Here is a 19,337-nt window from a genome sequence, read left to right as displayed (position 1 = left end):
ACAACTCCGGAGTGAACAGTGGGTTTGCCGGGCATCTTATCTTTCCAGCAAAAAAGAAAAAGCGGCACAATGTAACAACACTTTCATCCCTGGAATGAAAATGCTGCGCATCACCGACCTCGAACTGTTTGCCCGCAGCAGCGTGCTGGGTAGCTTCACTGCCGCTGCCCACGAAGCAGGCCTGCTGCCAGGCCAGGTGGCGGCCGCGATCAAACGCCTGGAGCGCGACCTGGATGTACGCCTGTTCGCCCGCACTACCCGCAGCCTGCGCCTGACCGCCGAGGGCGAGCGCTACCTGCCAACCGCGCTGAATGTGCTGGAAAGCCTGCGCCAGGGCCATGAAGATCTGCATGGCAACCCCAACAGCTTGCGCGGCACCCTGCAGGTATCGGCCCCTTCCGACATGGGCCGCAACATGCTGCTGCCCTGGCTCAGCGCCTTCCGCCGCGACCACCCGGCATTGCAACTGCGCTTCTTCCTCTCCGACCAGATGGCCGACCTCAACCGCGACCCTGTGGATGTGGCCATCCGCTATGGCCTCAACCAGGATGCCAACTACATCGCCCTGCCACTGGCCGAATGGAACCGCCGCGTGCTGGTGGCCTCGCCCGACTACCTGGCCCGCCACGGCCGCCCGCTCACCCCCGACGCGCTGCAACAGCATGCCTGTCTGCTGTACATGCAGCACAGCCGGGTGTACGACAAGTGGCAGTTGGGTAACCGCATCGTGCAGGTGCGTGGGCCGCTGGTCAGTGACGATGCCGACGTCATCCGCCGCCTGGCCATCCAGGGGGAAGGTATCGTCTACAAGTCGTGGCTGGATGTCAGCGCCAACATCGCGGCCGGTGAACTGGAAATCGTCCTGCCCGAATTGATCGGCGAGCCTACCCCGCTGGCCTTGGTCTGCCCTCATCGCAAGCAGCTCACGCCTGCCGTGACGCAATTGCACCTGTGGCTACGCGAACGCTTCGAGGCCCTGCGCGCCCGGGCCCTGACCAACGGCTGCACAATCGTTCCAGACTGAGCCGGGGGCGTTGCGCTAAGGTAGCCATTTACCCCACGGTACTCGTCCATGAGCAACTGGATCGACTTCAAACAAGACGCCGACACCGGCATCGAGTCGGTCCGTGCGCATTTTGTCGGCCATGCCTATGACCCCCACTGGCACGACAGCTTCCTGGTCGGCGTGACCGAGCAGGGCGTGCAGCAGTTCAACTGCCGCCGGGTGCGCCACCGCAGCACGCCGGGGCAGGTATTTTTACTTGAGCCTGGCGACATCCACGATGGCCTGGCGCCCACCGAAGAAGGCTTCACCTATTCGACGCTGTACCTGGAGCCCGCCTGGCTCGACCAACAGCTGCGCGCGCTGTACGAGCACGCGCCGGGCGACAGCCTGCCCAGCTTTGCCGACACCCTGTGCCACGACGAACGCCTGGCGCGGGCCACCGCCCTGGCCTTCCGGGCCGTGCATGACCAGGACTTGCGCATCGTCAGGCAAACGGCCATGGACGATCTGCTGGCCTGCCTGACCCGCCACCTGCACTGGCGCCGCCGCATCAACCCCGACCCGCGCCTGCCGCTGACCGCACAGCGCGCCCGGGACTTCCTGCATGCCAACCTGGAACGCGACATCGGCCTGGAGGACCTGGCCCAGGCCTGCGGCATCGACCGCTTTCGCCTGACGCGTGCGTTCAAGGCGGCGTTCGGCATTGCACCCCATGCCTACCTGATCCAGCTGCGCCTGGCCCGCGCGCGGCGCCTGCTTGCCCAAGGCCAGACACCTGCCGAAGTGGCCGTGGCGTTGGGCTTTGCCGACCAGAGTCACCTGGGGCGCTGGTTCCGCCGCGCCTACCAGTTGACCCCGGCCGACTACCGCAGGCGCTGCTCAAACCTTCCAGACTGAGTGCCGGCGGGCAGCGAGCATGGTGCTTCGATGTTACGGAGCCCATGAACCATGTCTGAGTCGTTGTTGCCCTTCATTCTGTTTGCCCTGGTATCCAGTATCAGCCCGGGGCCGACCAACCTGTTGATCCTGGCCCATGGCGCCCACCGGGGCCTGCGCGCAAGCCTGGCGCCGATCGTGGCGGCGTGTGGCGCGGCTGCAGCCATTGTGCTGCTCGTCGGGCTGGGGCTGGGCGAACTGCTGCTGCGCTACCCCCTGGCGCAACAGCTGATGAGCTGGGCCGGGGTGCTGTGGCTGAGCAGCCTGGCGTGGAAGATGCTGCGCAGTGCCGCCGCCCCGCTCCACGCGGCCACGGCACAAGGCTTCAGTGCGCTCAGTGCGGCCTCGTTGCAGGTGGTGAACCCCAAGGTGTGGTTGATGGCCGTGGCGGTGGTCGGGGTATTTGCCGCGCCGTCGTTGCCAGTGTGGCAGTTGGCGCTGGTGTTTTGGCTGATCGCTCTGCCGAGCATGGCCGCGTGGGCGGTGTTGGGGGTGGGGAGCGCCCGGTGGCTGCAGGCACCGGGGCGGTTGCGGGTGTTCAACCAGGTATTGGCGGGGGTTTTGTTGATATCGGCATGGGCTGCCGTATTGGCCTGAGCCTCTACTTGACCGACAAGGGGCCTGAGCGGCCTCGGCTCAACGTGTCAACGCCTCGCGAAAACGCCGGGTACTGGCAACGGCCAGTACCAGCCCGACCACTGCCACGCTGCCGCCCACCAGGCCGATATCCGCCACGTTCATCTGGCTGCTGACGATACTGCCCAGCAGCGCACCACCGCCAATGCCGATGTTGTAGATACCCGAGAACAGCGCCATGGCCACATCGGTGGCGTCGGACGCCAGCTTCAGGGTCTTGGACTGCAACGCCAGGCTGAAACTGAGAATGGCCACGCCCCAGAACATGCTCAGCACTGCGAACACATAGAAGTTGCCCGACAGCGGCAACATCAGCAACAGGCACGCGGCGAGTACCCCGATCGAACCCACCAGGAAGCCATGCGGGAAGCGGTCGCTGTAACGGCTGAACAACAACGAACCAAAAACCCCGGCACCGCCGAACAACAGCAGCAACAGTGTGGTGCGGTCGCCGCCGATCTGCGCTACGTGCAGGGCGAACGGCTCGATATAGCTGTAGGCCGTGAACTGCGCGGTAATGACCAGTGTCACCAACAAGTAGGTAATGACCAGTGCCGGGCGCTTGAACAGGACCGGCAGGCTGCGCAACGAACCGGAGTTCTGGCTGGGCAGCAGCGGCAGCGATTTCATCAGGCACAGCATGGTGGCTAGCGCTACCCCGCCAATGCTCAGGAACGTGATGCGCCAGCCCAGTGCCTCGCCCACCACACGGCCCAGCGGGATGCCCAGGACCATGGCCAGGGTAGTACCGGTGGCCAGCAGGCCCAGCGCCTTGGCCTGCTGGCCCGGCGGCGCCACACGCACCGCCAGCGAAGCGGTGATGGACCAGAACACCGCATGCGCCAGGGCAATGCCGATGCGGCTGACCAGCAGCATGGCGAAGCTTTGCGAAAGCCAGGACAGCAAGTGGCTGACAATGAACACCAGGAACACGAACAGCAGCAGACGCCGCCGTTCGATGTTGCGGGTCAGCAACATCATGGGCAACGAGGCCAGCGCCACGATCCAGGCATAGATGGTCAGCATCAGGCCGACCTGGGCAGTGCTCATGTCGAAGCTGCGGCCAATGTCACTGAGCAGCGCCACCGGGACGAACTCGGTGGTGTTGAAAATGAAGGCCGCCAAGGCCAGGGCGATGACGCTCAGCCAGCTGCCGCTGCCCGTTGTGGGCGGCAGGTGTGTGGGTATGGGTCCGTTCATGGGTGGAAACCGCTTCTCCGCAGACAAAGCAACAGGTCGCACGCCAGCCACCCGCTTGCAGGGGGGCCAACGTACGTTTTGTTATGGATAGGAATGCCCGGCATGGTACGCGTCAAGCTGGGGCCTCACAACCGCAGGGCAGGCAGAAGGAGTACCATGCGCGCTTTGTGTGAAACGCGCGTGCAACAAGGAGCCCGATCCGCTCATGGACAAGCAGCACCCCCAGCAGCAGTGGCAGCAGGCAGTCATCGCCTATGCCCAGGCCGTCAACGACTACGTCGCGCAGGGCCGTGCGCACGGCTGGGACAACCTCGAAGAGCCGCAGGCACCCGCCACCGAACACCTGCTCGACGCCTGGCTGGCAGCCCTGCAGGCAGCCAACCGCCCTGGCATGGACGAACCGCAGCGTCAGGCATTTCGCGAGGCCTGGCCACCCGCACACCACCCCTTGATACCTATGCTCGAAGACCACGGCCAAGGCATCAGCCATGTCCTGCTGCTGGAAGATGGCAGCCTGCTGGCCCGCATCGGTATGCCTTACGACAAGGGCCAGGTGGTGCGTATCGACCACCATGGGGTAACCCCGGTCATCGGCATCGAACACTTTGGCCGCTGCCCCGCGCGGCGCTACTTCGCCCTGGCCAATGCCGAGGGCGTGCGTGTGACCGATGGCTGGGGCGGCCCGCAAGTGCAACGCCTGGCCTGGCCCACGGGGCTGGAGGGGTTGCCGCCAGGTTACCCGTTCGAGCCGTTCGACCTGCCGCCCACACCGACCGCGTTGATCCCCTTCCCCGATGGCCAGCGAGTACTGCTGGTGAGCGCCGAAGGTATCTTCGTGCTGGCCACTCAAGGTGCGACTCGCCTGCTGCCACAGCAGGCACGCGTGCTCGAAGAGCTGGCCGAGGGCACCGACCCGGACGACATCAGCCTGGGGCTGAGCATGGAGCATGGTGCGGTGTCGGCGGATGGCCGGCTGATCGTCGTGGGTGAGCAAGGCAGCCGACATCTTGTTCTGGACGAACGACTCAAGCCGCTGGCGCACATCGGCCCGGGCAGTGAATACCCGCACTTTGCCTTGTTCAACCGCGCGGGTGACCAGTTGATCGTCAATGCCTGCCATTTCTACAGCGGTGCCACGCTGGCCGTGAGGGTGGCAGACCTGCACGGGCTGGATACCGATTACTACAGCCAGGACCCGCGTACCCCGCTGGTGCAGGATGGCGCAAGGGTGTATGCGGGGGTTGCGCGCGATGGCGAGTACATCGTAGGGGATGCCTATGGCTACCTGCGGGCGTTTGGCGAAGAGGGTACCGAGCATTGGCAGCATTACCTGGGCTCGACCATCAGTGCGATGGATATCAGCGCCGACGGGCAAACGCTGGTGGCGGCGAGCCATGCGGGGGTTATTTCGGTGATTGCGCTGGATAGCGGGCGGCCCGAGTGGCAGATCGGTACCGGGGCGCACGGCGAGGTGCGGCGATGGTTGTTCTGGAAGGGCTGGGACAAGCCGATGGCCTGGTAAAACGGCTGCATCGGTGCTGCCTGTGCGGGCCCCACCGCGCGCAAGCCCTACATCACCCCTGTGTAGGAGCGGGCTTGCCCGCGAAGAGGCCCGTACAGGCAACCGATCCATCAGCCCTGTAACGTGGCCATGTCGATCACGAACCGGTACTTCACATCCCCGGCAATCATCCGCTCATAGGCCTGGTTGATGTTGCGGATATCCAGCATCTCGATATCGCAACGGATGTCGTGCTCGGCGCAGAAGTCCAGCACTTCCTGAGTCTCGGCAATCCCCCCGATCAACGACCCCGCCAGCACTCGGCGCTTCATCACCAGATTGGCCGCATGCAATGCCGGGTCGATCGGTTCGATCAGGCCGACCAGGATGTGCACACCGTCGAACTTCAGCGTTTCCAGGTACGGGTTGAGGTCGTGCTGCACCGGAATGGTGTCGAGCAGGAAATCGAAACGACCGGCAGCGGCGCGCATCTGCTCGGCATCGGTGGAGACGATCACATGGTCGGCCCCCTGGCGACGCGCTTCCTCGGCCTTGGCTTGGGAGCGCGTAAACAGGGTCACTTCCGCACCCAGGGCCTTGGCCAGTTTGATGCCCATGTGACCCAGGCCGCCCATGCCGAGGATGCCGATCTTGTGGCCCGGGCCAACGCCGTGGTGCTTGAGCGGCGAATAGGTGGTGATGCCGGCACACAGAATAGGTGCAGCGCTGGGCAGGTCCATGCCGGCCGGTATGCGCACCACGAAGTGCTCGCTGACCACGATGCTGCTGGAGTACCCGCCCATGGTGTTGCTGCCGTCGACCCGGTCCGGGGTGGCGTAGGTCATGGTCGGGCCTTCGAGGCAATATTGCTCCAGGTCCTTGGCGCAGGCTTCACAGGTACGGCACGAGTCGACCATGCAGCCGACGCCCACCAGGTCACCGACCTTGTGCGCGGTGACCTTGTCGCCCACCGCCGTGACCCGGCCGATGATCTCGTGGCCCGGCATCAGCGGGTACACGGCAATGCCCCATTCGTTGCGCGCCTGGTGGATGTCGGAGTGGCACACGCCGCAGTACAGGATGTCGATGGCGACATCATCCGGGCGCGGGCTGCGGCGTTGGAACGTCATGGGGGCCAGGGGGCTGGTGGGGGTTTGAGCGGCATAACCGATGGCGGTATACATGCAGGGCCTCGCAGTGAAGTGAAACGATTCAGGCGACGCATTTTGCGCGTCGTTCGCCGCCTCGCCCACGGCTGATTCTCCGGCATGCATGCCTGATTCTACGAAGATACCAAGCCATAGCTGGCGCCACGCCCTCAATCTGCGATGATCAAGCTGTCTGATTCTCTGCCCTTGGTCCACCATGCAACTGACCCGTCACGTCGATGCCAATGCGCCGCTCTGCTCACTGATCCGCAGCCTCACCACGCGCCCGGGCTTCGTGCCCACCCTCCTGCCCCAGGTGCAGGTGTTGAGCTGGGACCACTATGTGGCCAGCAGCCCACAGATTTACGAACCCAGCCTCATGATCGTGGCCCAGGGCAGCAAGCTGGCACGCCTGGGGCCGCGTACCCTGGAGTACGGTGCAGGGCATTACCTGGTGCAGGCGTTGTCGGTGCCGTTCATGTGTGAAACCTTTGCCACCCGCGAGGCGCCGCTGTTGGGCGTGGCGGTGGGCATCGACCGTGGCGTGCTGGGCGAGTTGGTGCAGAGCATGGGCCTGGCACCGGACGCTGAAGTGCAGGCGCAAACCCCGCAATCGATGACCTCGGCGGCACTGGATGCACCCATGCGCGAAAGTGTGGAACGGCTGCTGCACTGCCTGCACGACCCGCTTGACGCCAAGGTACTGGGCCCGGCGCGCGTACGCGAGGTGCTGTATACCGCGCTGCGCGGCCCGCAGGCCGGTGTGTTGCGAGCACTGGTGGAGCAACAGGGGCACTTCGCCCGCATCGGCGCCGCCCTCGCCCACCTGCGCGAGCACTACGCCGAGCCGCTGAGCGTGGAGGCATTGGCCGCGCGGGCCAACATGAGCGTTTCGACCTTCCATGAACACTTCAAGCGCTGCACCGACATGGCGCCGATGCAGTACCTGAAGCGCTTGCGGCTACTCAAGGCGCAGCAGATGCTGATTGGCGAAGGCCTGGGCGTGGCACAGGCTGCGCACCGGGTGGGCTATCAGAGCACCTCGCAGTTCAGCCGCGAGTACAAGCGCCAGTTCGAACGCAGCCCGGGGGATGAACAGCCCTATCAGAGCTTGCCTGTGTAGCGAAGCCAGTTTATCAAGCCTGCCCACACACAGTGGTCGGCGCTTCATGTTTGCCGTTCGACCATGGCGATAATTGCGGCCTTGAGCTCAGCCTTGGCCTGCCCGGCCTCCAGTTCCCCTGCTGCAGCCGCCTGGGACAGTGCATCCGCTGCCCCCACCAGCAGGCGCATGCCGGCAACCCCTACATTGCCGCTGGGCGAAAACCCGGCCAAGGCTTCGCGGCACTTGTCCAGGAACGGCTGCTCGTACGCCCGCTTCAGCGCCTCCATTTCCGGCGACCCGGCCAGCGCTGCCGACACCCCAGGTATCTCCCGGCCCTGGCTCATTACGCAGTCCACGTAGGCCTCGGCGATCACCCGGGCGCGGCTGGCCAGGCTGGCTTCACAGCTGGCCAAGGCTCGCGCCAGCATCTGCGACTGACGCGCATCGTATTCCTGGTACAGCGCTACCAGCAGCCCGTTGCGGGTCTCGAAATGGTCGTAGACCACCGGCTTGGTCACCCCCGCCTGTTCGGCCAGGCGGCCCAGGCTCAAGGCATCGGTACCCTCCTCCCGCACCAATTGCCAGGCCATATCCAGCAACTGTCTGCGTCGGTCGTCGCGGCTCAGGCGCTTGCGGGAACGTGCTTGATCATCGCTTGACATCGATTACCTACCAAAAGTAACTTACTAAGCGTAACTTACCTGGAGTATATAACGCTTCAGGCTACCCTGCATCCTTGAATGGAGAGCCACCATGCACGCTCTGATCGTCGTCGGTCACCATGACCCGCAATCCCTCACCCACGCGCTGGCCCGGCAGGTTGCCGACGGCCTGGCCAGCGTCGGCCACAGCAGCGAAATCGCCGACCTGGCCAGCGAAGGCTTCGACCCCCGCTTCAGCCTGGCAGACCATGCCGTGCACCGCCGGCTGGCAGCACCGCCGGCCGATGTACTCAACGAGCAGGCACGCATCGAGCGCGCCGATGCCTTGGTGCTGGTCTATCCGATCTACTGGTGGTCGCTGCCGGCCTTGCTCAAGGGCTGGGTCGAGCGGGTATTCAGCAACGGCTGGGCGTTCGACTATGAAGGGGGCACCACGGTCAAGAAATTGCGCGGCATGAAGGTTCACCTGGTCGGCATTGCAGGTGCCGATACAGGCACCTTCGAGCGGCATGGCTATGGCGAGGCGATGCGCGTGCAGATCGAGCACGGCATCTTCGACTATTGCGGCGCAGAAGTACTCAGTTCCACATTGCTGGATGACAGCGAAGGGGCTGACCAACTTCCCCACTTGCACCACGCACACGCTTTGGGCAAAAAACTGTTTGCAGATTGCCAGGCCGCAGCCTGAACCGGCACAGTACCCCTGGTACGCTAGCTACACCGACGTGTTCGTACCGCAAACCGAACGCGCCGTGGGCAATGCGCCGCTCAAACCGGTGATCGGCAGCAACTACGAAACGGGCCTGAAGGGCGAACTGCTCGACGGCCGGGTCAACGCCTCGATCGCATTGTTCCGATACGACCAGGAAAACCGCGCCGTCACCGACGTAGCCTCGAGCTTCGCCTGCGATGGCTGGTACTGCTCCACCGCAGCGGGCAAGGTGCGCAGCCAAGGCGTTGAAGCCGAAATCAGCGGCGAAGTGCTGAGTGGCCTGCAGCTGTTCGCAGGCTACACCTACAACACCACCAAGTACCTCGATGACCCTGACGAGAAAGGCCGCACCTTCAGCCAGTGGACACCCAAGCACATGCTGCGTGCATGGGCCGATTACACCCTGCCACTGGACGGCCAGCGCTGGAGCACCGGCCTGGGCTTCACCACCCAGAGCCACACCCTGGGCTACGAGCGTACCTACACCGTGCCTGGCTATACCGTGTGGAGCGCACGCCTGGCGTACCAGCTAACCCCCGAAGTGAACCTTGCCGTCAACGCCAACAACCTGTTCGACAAGAAGTACTGGGTTGCAGGCTTCAACCAGCTCAATGGCAGCAACAACTATGGCGAGCCACGCAACTTCATGCTGACAGTGAAATACACCCCGCAGCTCTGACCCCGGGTCAGCCTGCCAGCGGCCACTGCGCCAAGGGCCAGTAAGCGCCCTTGCGTGACTCGTAAAGCGTGAAGTGGCGCGCGCTGAGGTAGAACTCCGGCGCGCTGCTGGCCTCGGGTGGTTGCCCGCGGTAATCCCTGGACAGGGTCAAGTGTGGCCGATACTCACGGTTGGCCGCCTCCACCCCCAACGGCAGCAGGGCCTGCTGCAAGCCGTACACCAGTTGCAACAGGGCTGGCGGTGTCTGCTGTGGCTCCAGCACCAGCGCGCCGGCCCGCTGCCACACCTGCAAGCGGTCAAGCAGAAGCCGCGGTGCCCTGGCCGGCAGCGCCAGTTGATCGACTGCCGCACAGATCGCAGGCACCTGGGCGGTATCTACATCACCGAGGAACAGCAGCGTGACGTGGAAGTTGGCCGCCGGCACCGGCTTGCCGCTGCGCAGGTTCAGCCCGCGCCGCCACTGGGCCAGGTCACGGCGCTGGGCGTCGCTGACCGGCAAGGCGAAGAACAGCCGCTTGAACGGGCTACCGCTGGGACGTATATCCTGAACCATACAAACTCCCTGACATGAAACGTTTGCGCAAGACGGTAGGGTATTACACCAATGTCGCCCCGCAGTTTCATAACAATAAGTACAAACTGCCCCCATGATTGTTTATGCTGGCGGGCTCATGCCATGGCGCATGACCATTTTTCGACAAGTAAACGTCCATGAAAATTGCACTCGTACTTATCTTCGCCCTCTCGATCGCCTATGTTCACCTGCGCGGTCGGGTTCGCCACAAGCTGACTCGCCAGCTGGGCGACCACTCCAGCTTCCTGGCCCCGATCAACAGCTTCCTGTACCTGTTCTCCAAACACCCGGCCAAGCCCTACCTGCCGGTCGAGGCCTTTCCAGAACTGAAACCGCTGCAGGACCACTGGCAGGAGATCCGTGAGGAAGGCCGCCAGTTGCTGCACGTAGGCGAAATCAAGAAATCCGACAATTACGATGACGTCGGTTTCAACTCGTTCTTCAAGACCGGCTGGAAGCGCTTTTACCTGAAGTGGTATGGCGAAAGCCACCCGTCGGCAATGGCTCTTTGCCCACGCACGACCGAGCTGCTGCAAGGCATCGGCACGGTCAAGGCCGCCATGTTCGCCACCCTGCCCCCGGGAGCCAAGCTGGTGCGCCACCGTGACCCGTATGCCGGTTCGTACCGCTACCACCTAGGCCTGGACACGCCGAATGACGACGGCTGCTACATCGACGTGGACGGCGAGAAATACGCCTGGCGCGATGGCGAGGGGGTGATCTTCGACGAAACCTACATCCACTATGCAGCCAACACCACCGAGCACAACCGCATCATCCTGTTCTGCGACGTCGAGCGCCCGCTCAAGTACCGCTGGGCAACCGCGTTCAACCGCTGGTTCAGCCGCAACGTGATGGCAGCTGCCGCTGCGCCCAACGACGCCAGCGACAAGACCGGTGGCATCAACCGCCTGTTCACCCGCATCTACAAGATCCGCGAGCGTGGCAAGGCGCTGAAGAAGCGCAACCGCATGCGCTACTACCTGGAAAAATGGGCAGTGGTCGCGGCGTTGGTGCTGGTGTTCATCTACATCTGAAGGCTGAAAGCAGGCCCCTGTACGAGTGGCCTGCGTTTACCCACCAAAGTACCGCCTCGCACGTGCCACGTTTCGACTAGCCTGAAAGCTCCACTCGCAACCACCCCAAGGTGAAGACGATGAGCATGATGGACTGGGACGCCTACCGTAAGCAGTTGATGGCCGGCATCGGCGATCTCAAGCAACTCTCCCCCGACACCGTAGCCGGCTACATGACCGCCAGCGGTGCAGGTGCCAAGACCAACCACCTGGATGCCAAGACCCGCGAGCTGATTTCCTTGGCCGTGGCTGTGACCACCCGCTGCGACGGCTGTATCGCCGTGCATTCGCAGCAGGCCGTCAAAGCGGGTGCCAGCCGCGAGGAAATTGCCGAGGCCCTCGGCGTGGCCGTGGCCATGAACGCCGGTGCCGCGCTGGTGTACTCCGCCCGTGCAATGGACGCGGTGGGCAAGGCCAACGGTTGAGCACAAACGGCGTCGCCGCCCTTGCGCGACGGCGCCGCGCCACCCAGACTGGGCGGCTCACCCCGCGCAGGAACCCGCATGATCCACATTCGCCCCATGACGCCGGACGATTTCGATCGTTTCTGGCCCACCTTCCAGGCCATTGTCCAAGCCCGTGAAACCTACGCTTTCGATCCGGCCCTGAGCTTCGAACAGGCGCGCCAGCTGTGGCTGGAGCTGCCCTTGCACACGCTGCTGGCCGAAGAAGATGGCGAGCTACTGGGTTCGTATTACCTCAAGCCCAATGCTGCCGGGCCTGGTGCGCATGTGGGCAATTGCGGCTACATGGTCTGCGAACAGGCGCGCGGCCGGGGCGTAGCGCGCTTGATGTGCGAACACTCGCAAAAGCTGGCGCGCCAGGAAGGCTTTCTGGCATTGCAGTTCAACTCGGTGGTAGCTAGCAACGAAGTGGCCGTGGCGCTATGGCACAAGCTGGGCTTTGAAACAGTCGGCCGTTTGCCCAAGGCCTACCGTCATGCCCGCCTGGGGCTGGTGGACTGCCTGGTGATGTACAAGTGGCTGGCGGATGAGCCGGTGGTGGAAAAGCCACCCCTGCTGATCGGGCGCAAGAACATCGAGGCACGGGTATCGCGGCGCCGCGGGCGCTAGCCATCTCAGGCAAGCCTGCCTTCCCGGCAAGCTCATCACGCTGGGGCCTGATGTTCTTGCCAAAGGGGTATCGGCACCCCAAGAACGCACAACCTGTTGTTTTTTCTCAGCATTCACAGCACGCCAACATTTGACGCCCCAGCATTTCAGTGGTCAGATGCGCGCCAGTTTCAGGTGCCCTGCGCCGCCGCGCGCAGGGTGAAACGGGAAACCGGTGCGTCGTGTTGCCCACGACAAGTCCGGTGCTGCCCCCGCAACGGTAAGCGAGCGAACCCTTCGAGATACCACTGTGCTCAAGCATGGGAAGGTGAAGGTTTCATGCCCCTCGCAAGCCCGGAGACCGGCCTGGAGCTTCACTTGGCAACCCGCGGTGGGCGGGCGCAGGCCGGAATCCGTGCGCGCGCCTGCCTGCATGGTTCGCCTTTGCGTGTTTTCCACCGGGATCCATTCATTCCTGCAGCAGTGGAACGACATGTCCCGTATGTTCAAGCTTCACCCCCTGGCGGCCTGCCTGGCCGTCGCCCTGCCGGCGCTGGCTGATGACCGCGACCCGCAACCTCTGGCCCTGCCTTCCACGGCCATCACCGACACCCAGGACAGCCGCGCCATCGACCTGGCCACGCCGACCCAGGCCGGCTCGCGCCTTGGCCTCAGCGCCCTGGAAACACCGGCTAGCACCAGCAGCATCAGCGAACGGCAGATTCAGCAGCGCAACAACATCACGGTGCAGGATGCAGTGACCCGCTCGCCGGGCATCACCTTCGTCGGCTCCCCGGGGGACGGCGGTACTGGCCTGTCTGCCCGCGGCTTTGCCGGCCACAGCTCGGTGATGACCCTGTTCGACGGCGCGCGCCTGTACACCGGTGCCGGCACCCAGACCTTCCCGGTCGACCCGTGGATGGTCGAACGCATCGAAGTGATTCGCGGCCCGGCCTCGGTACTGCATGGCGAAGGCGCCACCGGCGCAGTGATCAACGTGATCCCGAAAAAACCTTTTGCCGGCGAGGTGCGCAACCACCTGCGCCTGGGTTACGGCTCGTGGGACCGACAGCAGCTCGGCCTGGACAGCGGCGGCAGCCTCAGCGAGCGCCTGAGCTACCGCCTGACGCTGAACCAACAGGCCGGCAATGGCTGGGTCGACCGCACCACTTCACGTAGCCTGGCCCTGAGCGCCGCGCTGCGTTTCGATGCCAGTGATGACCTCAGCTTCACGCTGGCCCATGACCGCGGCGATGCACAACCTGCCAACTACTACGGTACCCCGCTGATCGACGGCCACTACCGCAGCAGCCTGCGCAAGAAGAACTACAACGTGCAGAACGACGTGCAGCAGTACGTTGATGAATGGACCCGGCTCACGACCGACTGGGCGCTGAACGACCAGCTCAGCGCCAGCAACCAGCTGTACTACATCAAAAGCCGCCGCCACTGGCGCAACGCCGAGGACTACAGCTGGGACACCGGGCGTGAGCAGCTGCTGCGCGGCAGCTACCTGGAGATCAAGCACAACCAGGAACAGTTCGGTGACCGCCAGACCTTCACCTTCGACCACAGCCTGTTCGGCCTGGCCAGCAAGACCGTACTCGGTGCCGAGTACAACAAGGTGCGATTCAACGTCGACAGCAATTCACCCTACAACGATGTGGGCGGCGACTACATCGACCCGTGGCAGCCACAGCCAGGCTGGTTTCATAGCGCCTCGCCGTTGCGGCCGCAAACGCTCTCGACCACCCATACCTTTGCCCTGTTTGCCGAAAACCGCCTGCAATTGAGCGACCGCCTGTCTTTGGTTACCGGTGTGCGTCGCGACCAGAACCACATCGACCGCGACAACCTGACCAACGACAGCCGCAGCGATCGCAGCCTGCAAGGGGGCAACTGGCGCGTCGGGCTGGTGTACGCACTCAACGACGACCTGTCGTTGTACGGCCAGTACTCGACCAGCGAGGACGGGGTCAACAACCTCATCAGCCTCAGCCCCGCGCAGATGAACTATGACCTGACCGAGGCGAAGCAGACCGAGGCAGGCCTCAAGCAGCGCTTTTGGCAGGGACGTGGCGAATGGACGCTTGCCGCCTACCACATCGTCAAGAAAAAGCTGCTGGTGGACGACCCGATCACGCACGAGAAGCAACAAGCCGGGCAGCAGACCTCCGATGGCCTGGAAGCGACGCTGGAGCTGGCCCTGGCCCATCAGTGGCAGGTATCGGCCAACGCATCGCTGGTACGCGCCAAGTACGACGACTTCGACGAAATGGTCGGCGGCATGCCGCAGGACCGGGCAGGCAACCGGCCGGCCAACGTGCCACGGCGTACCGCCAACCTTTGGTTGAGCAAAGGCTTCGGCCAGCAGGTGGAGGCCGGCATTGGGGCGCGCTATGTGGATGAGCGCTATGCCGATACCGCCAATACCCAGAGCGCCCCCGGGTACACCGTGGTCGATGCCAACATCGCCTGGCAGGTGTTGCCGGATGTGAAGTTGGGGTTGCAGTTGAACAACCTGTTCGATCGCGAGTATGTGCAGTCGGCGTTCAGCGGCCAGCAGTGGTTGATGGGGATGCCGCGGTCGTACTTCGCGACGGTGGATTACAGCTTCTGACCTGAATACCCCTTCACAGCACCGATGCACAAAAACCGCTACCAACCCTTCATCTGCTGGTTATAAGATAACGTTCTATATGAAATTCATTACTATTAGCGTCCACCCATGACAAGCGCCATCGCCACGCCCACTCTGATCACCCAGCGCCTGCAGAGCATCGATGCCCTGCGCGGCCTGGTGATCCTGTTCATGCTCCTGGACCATGTCCGCGAGACTTTCCTCCTGCACCGCCAGGTCGGCGACCCCATGGCCATCGACACCACGGAACCGGCGCTTTTCTTCAGCCGCACCCTCGCCCACCTGTGTGCGCCTGTGTTCGTCCTGCTGACCGGCCTGTCGGCCTGGCTGTATGGCGAGAAGCATCAGGGCCGTGGCGACGTCTCGGCGTTCCTGTTCAAACGGGGGCTGTTCCTGGTGGTGCTGGAGTTCACCCTGGTCAACTTCGCCTGGACCTTCCAGTTGCCCCCCAGCGTGATCTACCTGCAAGTGATCTGGGCCATCGGCGTCAGCATGATCGCCCTGTCGCTGCTGGTGTGGCTGCCGCGCGCCGCACTGCTCGCCCTGGGCGCCAGCATCGTCGCCGGCCACAACCTGCTCGACGGCCTGCACTTTGGCGTGGATTCAGCCCTGCATGTGCCGTGGGCAATCCTGCATGATCGCGGCTGGCTGGCGTTTTCCGAAAACCTGCACCTGCGCACGTCTTACCCGGTGCTGCCGTGGATCGGCGTCATCGCCCTGGGCTACGGCCTTGGCCCCTGGTTCGCCCGCGGCAGCGATGCCGGCCAACGCCAGCAACACCTGCTGGTGGCGGGTTTGCTCGCGCTGCTTGGCTTTGTCCTGCTGCGCATGTTCAACGGTTACGGTGAGGCACCGTGGAGCGGTTACCCAACCTTCATGCAAACCCTGATGAGCTTCTTCAACATCACCAAATACCCACCGTCGCTGCTGTTCCTGACCCTGACCCTGGGCTGCGGCCTGTTGTTGTTGCGCGCGTTCGAACGGGCCGGCCAGGCGCGCTGGATCACTGCCCTGGCGGTGTTCGGTGCGGCACCGATGTTCTTCTATCTGCTGCACCTGTATGTGCTGAAGCTGCTGTACCTGGCCTGCGTGGCGCTGTTCGGGCTCAACCATGGCGACTACTTCGGTTTCGACGGTATTGCAGCGGTGTGGCTGGGCGCGGTGCTGCTGGCGGTTGCGCTGTACCTGCCGGTGCGCGGGTTCGCCCGCCTGAAGCAGCGTCGCCGCGACATCCGTTGGCTGAAGTACTTCTGAAAAGCGTTTTCACCTGGCGGCGCGATGGTCTACCATGCGGGCCGCCGGTTTCCACCACGGAACTAACAGGGAATCCCAGGCCTGCCAATACAGGCCAATCGGAACTGCCCCCGCAACTGTAGGTGCCGAGCCTGCTCCATCGATGCCACTGGGCCTGCCGCCCGGGAAGGCCGGAGCCGGGCCGTGACGCACCAGTCAGGAGACCTGCCGGCCTACATTCACCAACCGGCGGGGTGTCCGGGATTGGCCATCCGTGTTGCCCCAGCCACCCGCTGGGGCTCGGCGATGCCTGTCCGTGCGTTCCTCACCAGAACTGTCCGATAGGAGATCGCCCAGCATGCTGCCCCGTTTCGCCACCCTGCTCGCGGGCCTAAGCCTCACTGGCCTGGCCCAGGCCGCTGCCACCCACTATCCGCTGACGGTCGACAACTGCGGCAAGCCGCAGGTTTTTGCCCAGGCGCCGCAGCGCGCCGTCACCATCGGCCAGGCCGGTACCGAGCTGCTCTATGCCCTGGGGCTGGGTGACAAGCTGGCGGGCACCTCGCTGTGGTTCAACAACGTATTGCCGGAATACCAGGCGGTGAACGCCAAGGTGCCGCGCCTGGCCGACAACGACCCCAGCTTCGAGGCGGTGGTCGGCAAGCGCCCGCAGCTGGTCGCGGCGCAGTTCGAATGGATGGTCGGTGCCCAGGGCGTGGTCGCCACCCGCGAGCAGTTCGATGAGCTGAAGATCCCCACCTACGTGCTGCCATCGGACTGCGAGGGCAAGGACAACCTGGTCGGTGCAGACGGCACCCGCCTGCAAGCGTTCCAGGTAGACAGCATCTACAAGAGCGTCAGCGAACTGGCCGAGATCTTCGACGTTCAGGACCGCGGCGCGGCCCTGAACGCCGAGTTGCAAGGGCGCCTCGACAGCGCCAGGGCACAACTGGCCGGCAAGGACCTGTCGGCAACTTCGGCGCTGTTCTGGTTCTCCAGCGCCGACCTGGACATCGACCCCTATGTGGCCGGCCGCCAGGGTGTCGCCGACTTCATGCTGCGCACCCTCGGTGTGCGCAACGTGGTCGAGTCCAGCGAAGAATGGCCAAGCGTAGGCTGGGAAACCCTGGCCAAGGCCAATCCGACCTGGCTGATCATCGCGCGCATGGACCGCCGCCGTTTCCCCGCCGACGACTACCAGAAAAAGCTCGAATTCCTGCGCAGTGACCCGGTAACCCGCAACATGGACGCGGTAAAGCACGACCGCATCATTATCCTCGACGCCGACGCCATGCAGGCCGGCATTCGCCTGTTCCGCGGCGTGCAGACGCTGTCCACGGCCTTCGCCAGCGGTAAAGCAGCCCCGTGATGATCCGCCTGTTACCCAGCATCGCGGTTGCCCTGGCCGCCCTGTTGGCCGCCCTGCTGGCCGGGACCGCCATCGGCGAAACCAACCTGTCGCCCAGCGTGGTCGGTCAGGTGCTGGCCAACCACCTGTGGCAAGCCGCCTACCCGGTGGACCCGATCGACGCCGGCATCGTCTGGAACTACCGCCTGACCCGCACCCTGGTCGCGGCCGCTTGCGGCGCTGGGCTGGCCACCTGCGGTGTCATCCTGCAGGCGATGTTGCGCAACCCACTGGCCGAGCCCTACCTGCTGGGGCTGTCTGCCGGCGCCTCGACCGGCGCGGTACTCGTCGGCCTGTTGGGCCTGGGTAGCCTGGCATTAAGCATGTCCGCAGGGGCTTTCATCGGTGCCGGGGCCGCATTCGCCCTGGTGCTGGTGCTGGCCCGCGCGGCCGGCCCGAGCAGCAACAATGCACCAGTCATCCTTGCCGGTATCGCCGGCTCGCAGCTGTTCAATGCACTGACCGCCTTCCTGATCACCAAGTCGGCCACCGCCGAACAGGCGCGCGGCATCCTGTTCTGGCTGCTGGGCAACCTGAGCGGCGTGCGCTGGCCTTCGGTGTGGCTGGCCGTACCGGTGGCGGTTTTCGGCTTGCTGGTGTGCCTGTGGCATGGCCGTGCGCTGGATGCCTTCACCTTCGGTGCCGATTCGGCCGCCTCGCTGGGCATCCCGGTGCGGCGCACCCAGTTGCTGCTGATCAGTTGCGCAGCGTTGGTGACGGCTGTGATGGTGTCCATTGTCGGCGCCATCGGTTTTGTCGGGCTGGTTATCCCCCATGCCCTGCGCCTTCTGCTCGGCCCCGGGCACAGCCGTCTGTTGCCCGCCAGCGCACTGGGCGGTGCGCTGTTCCTGATTGCGGCAGACATTCTTTCGCGCACGCTGATCACCGGCCAGGTGATCCCGGTGGGCGTGGTTACGGCGCTGATCGGTGCCCCCGTATTCGCGCTGATTCTGGTCAGCCGTCGGGGGCGCCCATGACCGCCATGGCAGCTGTTCGCATCCCTCCGCTGGCCTGCCATGGGCTGGGGCTGCAACTGGCCGGAAATACCGTGCTCAGCGATATCGACCTTCGCGTTGTCGCCGGTGAAACCCTGGGCATCGTCGGCCCCAACGGCTCGGGTAAGTCCTCGCTGTTGAAGTTGCTGGCAGGGCTGCGCAAACCCGCCTGCGGCAGCGTGCAGCTCCTGGGTGAGCCACTGGCACAGATGCCCCGCCGCCGTGTTGCCCAGGCGCTGGCGCTGGTCGAGCAACAGGCCGACACACTCGATGCGATCAGCGTGTTCGACGCGGTTGCCTTGGGCCGCACGCCGTGGCTCTCGGCCCTGGCACCGTTCTCCCGGCAAGACTGCGCCATCGTCGAGCAAGCCTTGGCCGACCTCGACGCCCAGCACCTGCGCACGCGCCTGTGGGGGTCGCTGTCCGGTGGCGAGCGCCAGCGTGTGCACATCGCCCGCGCGCTGGCCCAACGGCCGCAGGTGCTGCTGCTGGACGAACCGACCAACCACCTGGACATCCAGCATCAGCTGAGCCTGCTGCAACAAGTGCAGGCGCTGCCGGTTACCACCCTGGTGGCGCTGCATGACCTCAACCAGGCGCTGACCTGCGACCGTGTCGCGGTTCTCGACAAGGGCCGTCTCGTCGCCCTCGGCACCCCCTTCGAAGTGCTTACCCCAGAGCGCCTGCTAAGCACCTTCGGCGTCCACGCCCACTACCTCACCGACCCTTTCGACGGCGTGCGCATCCTGCGCTTTCGCGCCCCCTGAACCTGG

General features: G+C 64.4%; 18 protein-coding genes, 1 pseudogene and 2 riboswitches. Of the genes and pseudogenes, 15 read left to right on the top strand and 4 right to left on the bottom strand.

The window, feature by feature from the left end:
- Nucleotides 1-100: 100 nt before the first annotated feature.
- The 3 genes from N5D53_RS06385 to N5D53_RS06375 are packed head-to-tail and all read left to right on the top strand — an operon-like array spanning nucleotide 101 to nucleotide 2,539.
- A complete protein-coding gene (locus N5D53_RS06385) occupies nucleotides 101-1,024 on the top strand; it encodes a LysR family transcriptional regulator (RefSeq protein WP_104962079.1) in 924 nt (307 codons plus the stop codon).
- 48 nt (nucleotides 1,025-1,072) lie between these two features.
- On the top strand, nucleotides 1,073-1,903 hold the full coding sequence (locus tag N5D53_RS06380) for an AraC family transcriptional regulator (protein WP_003250518.1): 831 nt from the start codon (nucleotides 1,073-1,075) through the stop codon (nucleotides 1,901-1,903).
- A gap of 51 nt (nucleotides 1,904-1,954) precedes the next feature.
- Nucleotides 1,955-2,539: a LysE family transporter gene (locus N5D53_RS06375; protein ID WP_104962080.1), complete on the top strand. Its 585-nt coding sequence runs from the start codon at nucleotides 1,955-1,957 to the stop codon at nucleotides 2,537-2,539.
- Nucleotides 2,540-2,578: 39 nt separating this feature from the next.
- Here the strand turns inward: N5D53_RS06375 and N5D53_RS06370 are convergent, their stop codons facing one another.
- Nucleotides 2,579-3,778: a sugar transporter gene (locus tag N5D53_RS06370; protein WP_104962081.1), complete on the bottom strand. Its 1,200-nt coding sequence runs from the start codon at nucleotides 3,776-3,778 to the stop codon at nucleotides 2,579-2,581.
- 205 nt (nucleotides 3,779-3,983) lie between these two features.
- Here N5D53_RS06370 and N5D53_RS06365 point away from each other — a divergent pair, with 205 nt between their 5' ends.
- Nucleotides 3,984-5,300 (top strand): hypothetical protein, encoded by a 1,317-nt coding sequence (locus tag N5D53_RS06365; protein WP_266022915.1) that lies wholly within the window; start codon nucleotides 3,984-3,986, stop codon nucleotides 5,298-5,300.
- Between the two features lie 110 nt (nucleotides 5,301-5,410).
- Here the strand turns inward: N5D53_RS06365 and calA are convergent, their stop codons facing one another.
- Nucleotides 5,411-6,463, bottom strand: coding sequence for a vanillin reductase (calA, locus tag N5D53_RS06360; RefSeq protein WP_010953379.1), 1,053 nt, complete (start codon nucleotides 6,461-6,463; stop codon nucleotides 5,411-5,413).
- A gap of 181 nt (nucleotides 6,464-6,644) precedes the next feature.
- On the opposite strand from calA, the gene N5D53_RS06355 reads away from it, so the two are divergent.
- On the top strand, nucleotides 6,645-7,550 hold the full coding sequence (locus N5D53_RS06355) for an AraC family transcriptional regulator (RefSeq protein ID WP_020193187.1): 906 nt from the start codon (nucleotides 6,645-6,647) through the stop codon (nucleotides 7,548-7,550).
- A 44-nt stretch (nucleotides 7,551-7,594) separates the two neighbouring features.
- On the opposite strand, the gene N5D53_RS06350 is transcribed toward N5D53_RS06355, so the two are convergent.
- Complete coding sequence (locus tag N5D53_RS06350; RefSeq protein ID WP_076403271.1) at nucleotides 7,595-8,194, bottom strand: TetR/AcrR family transcriptional regulator; 600 nt, start codon at nucleotides 8,192-8,194, stop codon at nucleotides 7,595-7,597.
- Between the two features lie 91 nt (nucleotides 8,195-8,285).
- On the opposite strand from N5D53_RS06350, the gene N5D53_RS06345 reads away from it, so the two are divergent.
- Together N5D53_RS06345 and N5D53_RS06340 are read left to right on the top strand one after the other, a co-directional pair.
- The gene (locus N5D53_RS06345; RefSeq protein WP_064492450.1) at nucleotides 8,286-8,882 is read left to right on the top strand and encodes an NAD(P)H-dependent oxidoreductase; all 597 of its coding nucleotides are present in this window, start codon (nucleotides 8,286-8,288) and stop codon (nucleotides 8,880-8,882) included.
- Between the two features lie 7 nt (nucleotides 8,883-8,889).
- Nucleotides 8,890-9,585: pseudogene (locus tag N5D53_RS06340) on the top strand (TonB-dependent receptor); the annotation flags it as partial.
- Nucleotides 9,586-9,592: 7 nt separating this feature from the next.
- Here N5D53_RS06340 and thpR read toward each other — a convergent pair.
- Nucleotides 9,593-10,138, bottom strand: coding sequence for an RNA 2',3'-cyclic phosphodiesterase (gene thpR / locus N5D53_RS06335; RefSeq protein WP_104962084.1), 546 nt, complete (start codon nucleotides 10,136-10,138; stop codon nucleotides 9,593-9,595).
- A gap of 158 nt (nucleotides 10,139-10,296) precedes the next feature.
- Here thpR and lpxO point away from each other — a divergent pair, with 158 nt between their 5' ends.
- The 8 genes from lpxO (at nucleotide 10,297) to N5D53_RS06295 (ending at nucleotide 19,331) form a co-directional block, all read left to right on the top strand.
- A complete protein-coding gene (lpxO, locus tag N5D53_RS06330) occupies nucleotides 10,297-11,196 on the top strand; it encodes a lipid A hydroxylase LpxO (RefSeq protein ID WP_020193192.1) in 900 nt (299 codons plus the stop codon).
- A 119-nt stretch (nucleotides 11,197-11,315) separates the two neighbouring features.
- On the top strand, nucleotides 11,316-11,660 hold the full coding sequence (locus N5D53_RS06325) for a carboxymuconolactone decarboxylase family protein (RefSeq protein ID WP_014591592.1): 345 nt from the start codon (nucleotides 11,316-11,318) through the stop codon (nucleotides 11,658-11,660).
- A 78-nt stretch (nucleotides 11,661-11,738) separates the two neighbouring features.
- Nucleotides 11,739-12,308 (top strand): GNAT family N-acetyltransferase, encoded by a 570-nt coding sequence (locus N5D53_RS06320; RefSeq protein ID WP_049587612.1) that lies wholly within the window; start codon nucleotides 11,739-11,741, stop codon nucleotides 12,306-12,308.
- 155 nt (nucleotides 12,309-12,463) lie between these two features.
- Nucleotides 12,464-12,672, top strand: a riboswitch (cobalamin riboswitch).
- A 108-nt stretch (nucleotides 12,673-12,780) separates the two neighbouring features.
- Nucleotides 12,781-14,907, top strand: a complete 2,127-nt coding sequence (locus N5D53_RS06315; RefSeq protein WP_064492464.1) for a TonB-dependent receptor — start codon at nucleotides 12,781-12,783, stop codon at nucleotides 14,905-14,907.
- A 108-nt stretch (nucleotides 14,908-15,015) separates the two neighbouring features.
- On the top strand, nucleotides 15,016-16,182 hold the full coding sequence (locus tag N5D53_RS06310; RefSeq protein WP_064492445.1) for a DUF1624 domain-containing protein: 1,167 nt from the start codon (nucleotides 15,016-15,018) through the stop codon (nucleotides 16,180-16,182).
- A gap of 28 nt (nucleotides 16,183-16,210) precedes the next feature.
- A riboswitch (cobalamin riboswitch) is annotated at nucleotides 16,211-16,409 on the top strand.
- A gap of 110 nt (nucleotides 16,410-16,519) precedes the next feature.
- The gene (locus N5D53_RS06305; protein ID WP_064492444.1) at nucleotides 16,520-17,530 is read left to right on the top strand and encodes an ABC transporter substrate-binding protein; all 1,011 of its coding nucleotides are present in this window, start codon (nucleotides 16,520-16,522) and stop codon (nucleotides 17,528-17,530) included.
- Nucleotides 17,530-18,546, top strand: coding sequence for an iron ABC transporter permease (locus N5D53_RS06300; protein ID WP_279840178.1), 1,017 nt, complete (start codon nucleotides 17,530-17,532; stop codon nucleotides 18,544-18,546). The genes N5D53_RS06305 and N5D53_RS06300 overlap by 1 nt, the downstream gene beginning before the upstream one ends.
- The gene (locus tag N5D53_RS06295; protein WP_279840177.1) at nucleotides 18,543-19,331 is read left to right on the top strand and encodes an ABC transporter ATP-binding protein; all 789 of its coding nucleotides are present in this window, start codon (nucleotides 18,543-18,545) and stop codon (nucleotides 19,329-19,331) included. Before N5D53_RS06300 ends, N5D53_RS06295 begins: the two co-directional genes overlap by 4 nt.
- Nucleotides 19,332-19,337: the final 6 nt, after the last annotated feature.

The sequence above is a fragment of the Pseudomonas sp. GD03862 genome (genome assembly GCF_029840855.1).
GTDB classification, from domain to species: domain Bacteria; phylum Pseudomonadota; class Gammaproteobacteria; order Pseudomonadales; family Pseudomonadaceae; genus Aquipseudomonas; species Aquipseudomonas alloputida.
Note: the sequence above shows the minus strand (reverse complement) of the source record. Positions and strands in the feature narration are given on the sequence as shown.